This window comes from Pseudoalteromonas sp. SG41-5, from assembly GCF_014164495.1.
GTDB lineage: Bacteria > Pseudomonadota > Gammaproteobacteria > Enterobacterales > Alteromonadaceae > Pseudoalteromonas > Pseudoalteromonas rhizosphaerae.
The window spans coordinates 1-4,035 of record NZ_JACJFH010000177.1 but is presented as its reverse complement, the minus strand read 5'-3'; the positions used below and the strand labels follow the sequence as shown (position 1 = coordinate 4,035).

At 41.4% G+C, this 4,035-nt stretch carries 5 protein-coding genes; 1 reads left to right on the top strand and 4 read right to left on the bottom strand.

Annotated features, from left to right (window positions below):
• Positions 1 to 32 precede the first annotated feature (32 nt).
• The 3 genes from H5232_RS24415 to H5232_RS22495 all read right to left on the bottom strand — a co-directional run bounded on the left by H5232_RS24415 (position 33) and on the right by H5232_RS22495 (position 1,208).
• Positions 33 to 224: a helix-turn-helix domain-containing protein gene (locus H5232_RS24415; protein WP_310736901.1), complete on the bottom strand. Its 192-nt coding sequence runs from the start codon at positions 222 to 224 to the stop codon at positions 33 to 35.
• 320 nt (positions 225 to 544) lie between these two features.
• Complete coding sequence (locus tag H5232_RS24410) at positions 545 to 769, bottom strand: hypothetical protein (RefSeq protein WP_259400182.1); 225 nt, start codon at positions 767 to 769, stop codon at positions 545 to 547.
• Positions 759 to 1,208, bottom strand: coding sequence for a carboxymuconolactone decarboxylase family protein (locus H5232_RS22495; RefSeq protein ID WP_182831560.1), 450 nt, complete (start codon positions 1,206 to 1,208; stop codon positions 759 to 761). The genes H5232_RS24410 and H5232_RS22495 overlap by 11 nt, the downstream gene beginning before the upstream one ends.
• Before the next feature lie 404 nt (positions 1,209 to 1,612).
• Between H5232_RS22495 and H5232_RS22490 the strand changes: the two genes are divergently transcribed.
• A complete protein-coding gene (locus H5232_RS22490; RefSeq protein WP_259398478.1) occupies positions 1,613 to 3,202 on the top strand; it encodes an RICIN domain-containing protein in 1,590 nt (529 codons plus the stop codon).
• 72 nt (positions 3,203 to 3,274) lie between these two features.
• Here the strand turns inward: H5232_RS22490 and H5232_RS22485 are convergent.
• Positions 3,275 to 4,035, bottom strand: a 761-nt coding sequence (locus H5232_RS22485; RefSeq protein WP_182831559.1) for a PQQ-dependent sugar dehydrogenase, incomplete at its 5' end; no start/stop codon positions are given.

The following is a 4,035-nucleotide window of genomic DNA, read 5'->3' as shown; positions in this document are numbered from 1 at the left end:
TAACGAGAAAGCCTGCAATTTTGCAGGCTTTTTTATTGCTGAATTAACTTTTTATACTTAGCTGGGGGTATTTGTAAAATAGCGTTGAACTCATTGTTTAGGTGAGATTGATCGGAAAACCCGCACTCAAGGGCGAGTTGTGCCAAGCTTAGCTGTGGGTTTGCTTTTATAAGTTGTCTGGCTTGCCTGACTCTGTAAATACGTGCTAGGTGTTTGGCAGTGATGCCACAGGTGTTTTTAACGTAGCACTCTAATTGCCGCTTACCTTTAGGGGTGTGCTCGTAAGCAGTACTTAGTGGGGTAAGATTGATTATTTTATGGATCAGTTTTTGTGTGTGCTCAATAGCCTAATGGTGTATTTTTGGTGCATTGAGGTGCGCCGACAACAAATCAATAAACGAATCTAAGTTAGCATATTGGTCAAGCGCCTGTGCTAAACCTGTTAAGGTTGCAGGCGCCACAAGCGAATGATTTACCTTTTGTAAATGGGCAAGTCCAGCGGGTTTAAACCGGATCCCACAAAAAACGGAGTCAGCAGTAAACGTTATTTTTGCTGACTGTGTTGATATGGTTTGCATGAAATAGGGGAATTTAATGGTTTTCCAGCTAAATTAAGACGCCCAGATAGCAAAAATATAACGCCTATTGCGCCATCGCAGGGGAGCCAGCTCTCCCCTGAACATTGGGCGCTTGCAAACCAAACTGCTTGTACATAATCAGCGATATCGCCCGTTGGGTTATAAAGCTCAAGTAATAGTTTATCGTTCATTAAACTCGACTGTCGGTTTAAACATTTTCACCATACGATTCCAGCTATTTATAGCATTAATTGCTACGGTGAGGGTAACTAAACTTGATTGATCAAATAATGCTGAAAGTGTTTGGTAAAAGTCATCATCAATGTTCTGTGACAAAGTCAACTTCTCGCAAAGCGCTAATGCAGCACGTTCTTTATCGTTATAAAGTGGCGTGTCTTGCCACGCATTGAGGGCAATAATGCGGTTAATGCTCTCGCCATACTCCAGTGCTTGTTTGCTATGCATGGCTAAACAATATGCACATTGGTTTAACTGTGATGCTCTTAGTTTTAGCAGCTCCCAAATTGTCACTCCAAAGGTAGCCTCGACTTTCTGTTTGATCAGTACTTCTTGATCAATCAAGTAGGTCATTAACTCGGGTTCGATATTAACGTAATTCGCTCTTTTCATAATAGTTCCAAATCGATAAATAACTACTAGCTAGTTTATTGACGGATAAATAAAAAGAATTGTAAAAAAACGACTTTTTGATTTGTTTTTAGTGTAGTCGTACCTCGCTAAAGACTTATCATACTATTACACAATAATAAAACGGTATAAGTCGCTGATATATTATATTTACACCCTAAATTAGCGAATTTCAATACTAATTTAGCTCTTAAGCTTTAAAAAGCTCACATCGACAATGACGGTAATTTACTTTTATTTAACAATTAACTTTATTTGTAATATAAATGATCCTAATATAAGTGCGCAAACGATAATTATTAACCGTTTGTACTTAAGTGCAGGATTCGCATTTTACAAAACACCATTCAAGGAATGGCATAAATTGGAGCAAAAGAATGAGCGTTATGACAACACTGATACAACGGCAAAAGACTTTGTTTTTACTTCTGTTATCTACTTGTAGCTTTGCTACATTGGCAGAAAATTGTACAACTATGCCCACCTCAGGTGGGATTTACTCTGTAATTAACCGTGGCTCTAGCTTGGCATTAGATGTAAATACGTCTGATACTAGTGGCGCACCGGATGTAATTAGCTATCAATATTGGGGTGGTGCAAACCAGAAGTTTGCTTTCACTAAAGGCAGTGATGGTTACTGGACTATTCGTTCGCAACATAATAACCAAGTACTTGATGTACTCAATTCGTCACAGTCTAATGGCGCTAATATTGTGGTGTATGACGATTGGCAAGGTGATAATCAGCGCTGGCAGCTGAAGGTGTCTTCATCGGGTGGCTTTAATATTGTTAATAAACTTACGCAAAAGTCATTAACTGTGGCGGGTTCGCAAAACGGTGCCAATGTGTATCAAAATGATGATGCGGGTGGCAGTTCACAGCGCTGGTATATCAACCCTGTTTCAGGTAGTTGTGGTAGCAGTAGTGGTGGCGGTCAAACAACAGCTGGTTTAATTGGTTTTGCAGCACAACCAGGTAATGATGGCCTTGCAACTACAACCGGCGGCGGTAATGTATCTCCTACTATTGTAACTAGCTGCAGTGCGTTAACAGCCGCATTAAACTCAATATCAACTGCGGTTATTCAAGTTCCTAACAATACAACGATTAACTGCCATACGGCAAACCGAACTGTTGCAGCATGTCCACTCGATTGTGGCACATGGGGCGATTACGGTAAAACCTGGTATCGCTTACCGGTTGGTAACCAAAGTTGTAGTGAATTAGGTAGCAGCTCCAACAACACGGTTAACGTTACACGTAATGACTCTCGTCTTCGTGTTCGCTCAAATAAAACCCTTGAAGGATTAGGGAAAAACTCAAAAATCATCGGCACAAGCTTAGTGATCAGTAATGATCGTAATATCATCATACGTAATATTTTACTTGAAGATATTAACCCTGCATTAGTTGAAGCCGGTGATGCTATTTCTGTTGATGACAGTAGCCACATCTGGATTGATCATATGGCGTTTAATAAAATTAGTGACGGTTATATTGATATTGGCAATAGCCAAAATGTCACTTTAAGCTGGAACCGCTTTTATGGTTATAATACGCAAGTGTGTGCTAACCAGCATTGGTATACGCATTTATTCAAAAACTCCCAAATAACGGCACATCATAACTTTTGGGATACAGCGGCAGGGCGCAACCCTAAAGTAGACGGCTACAATTCACGCGTTCATATGTTTAATAACTATTGGAAAAACATTACTTATTTTGCAATTAGTGCAGGTAATGGCGCTGAAGTATTAGTAGAAAACAATTACTTTGAAAACAGTGCAAAACCACATTGGAACCAAGGCTCAGGCTACTTTAGCGCGTCAGGAAATGTGTATACTGGTGTGTCAGCAACCGATCAATATCGCGACAATGGGGCTAACATCTTTAACGATATTCAGTTATACCCATACAGTTTAGACAATGCCAATAGCTTAGGCAGTCAAGTTGATGGCGGTACAGGGCCGCAGTAATACACCCAAACCACCTAAAAATGCAAAAAGCCCTCAATTTAGAGGGCTTCATCACATTGCTTGTATTACGCGTTAGATTTTACCATCAGGCACGATGCGGTAAATTCCCATACCATCAATACCCAGATATAAATCGCCATTAGGGTGGGTTGCAATACTGCGCACGCGGCCAGCACCTTCAAATAGCTTGCTGTGACCCGTTACTTTATTACCATCAAGTTCAACCAATACTAAGTGTGCAAACTTCATAGCGCCAACAAGCACATGACCTTGCCACTGCGGGTATTTGCTACTTGTAACAAACTCCATCCCAGAAGGCGCGATAGAGGGCACCCACACCCAATCGGGTTGTTGCATACCTTCGCGGCTTGTTTCATCAGTAATTTTGGTACCAATGTAATTAATGCCGTGAGTTACTTCTGGCCAACCGTAGTTAGCGCCTGCTTTAATAATATTGATTTCATCACCGCCGCGAGGGCCATGTTCATGACTCCAAATTGCCCCCGTTTCTGGATGCATAGCCATGCCTTGTGGGTTTCTGTGGCCATAAGAGTATATACTCTTTCGTGCGTTTGGCTGATTAACAAACGGGTTTGACTTAGGGATTGTGCCATCAGCATTAATGCGGTGAATTTTTCCTGCATCATACTCTAAGCTTTGTGGGTGAACATCACGCGCGCCGCGATCACCAATCGAAAAGTACAAGTAACCGTCTTTATCAAATTCAATACGCGAGCCGTAATGTTTGCTGGTTGTGGTGTTTGGCGTGCCGTCGAACAGCAGCTGCGAGTCGACTAGTGCCATATCTTTTAAGCGCGCACGCATAATGGATG

Excerpts from the sequence above, each read along its gene's own strand:
- H5232_RS24410 (WP_259400182.1), bottom strand. The coding sequence starts at position 769 with ATGAACGATAAACTATTACTTGAGCTTTATAACCCAACGGGCGATATC.
- H5232_RS22495 (WP_182831560.1), bottom strand. The coding sequence starts at position 1,208 with ATGAAAAGAGCGAATTACGTTAATATCGAACCCGAGTTAATGACCTAC.
- H5232_RS22490 (WP_259398478.1), top strand. The coding sequence starts at position 1,613 with ATGACAACACTGATACAACGGCAAAAGACTTTGTTTTTACTTCTGTTA.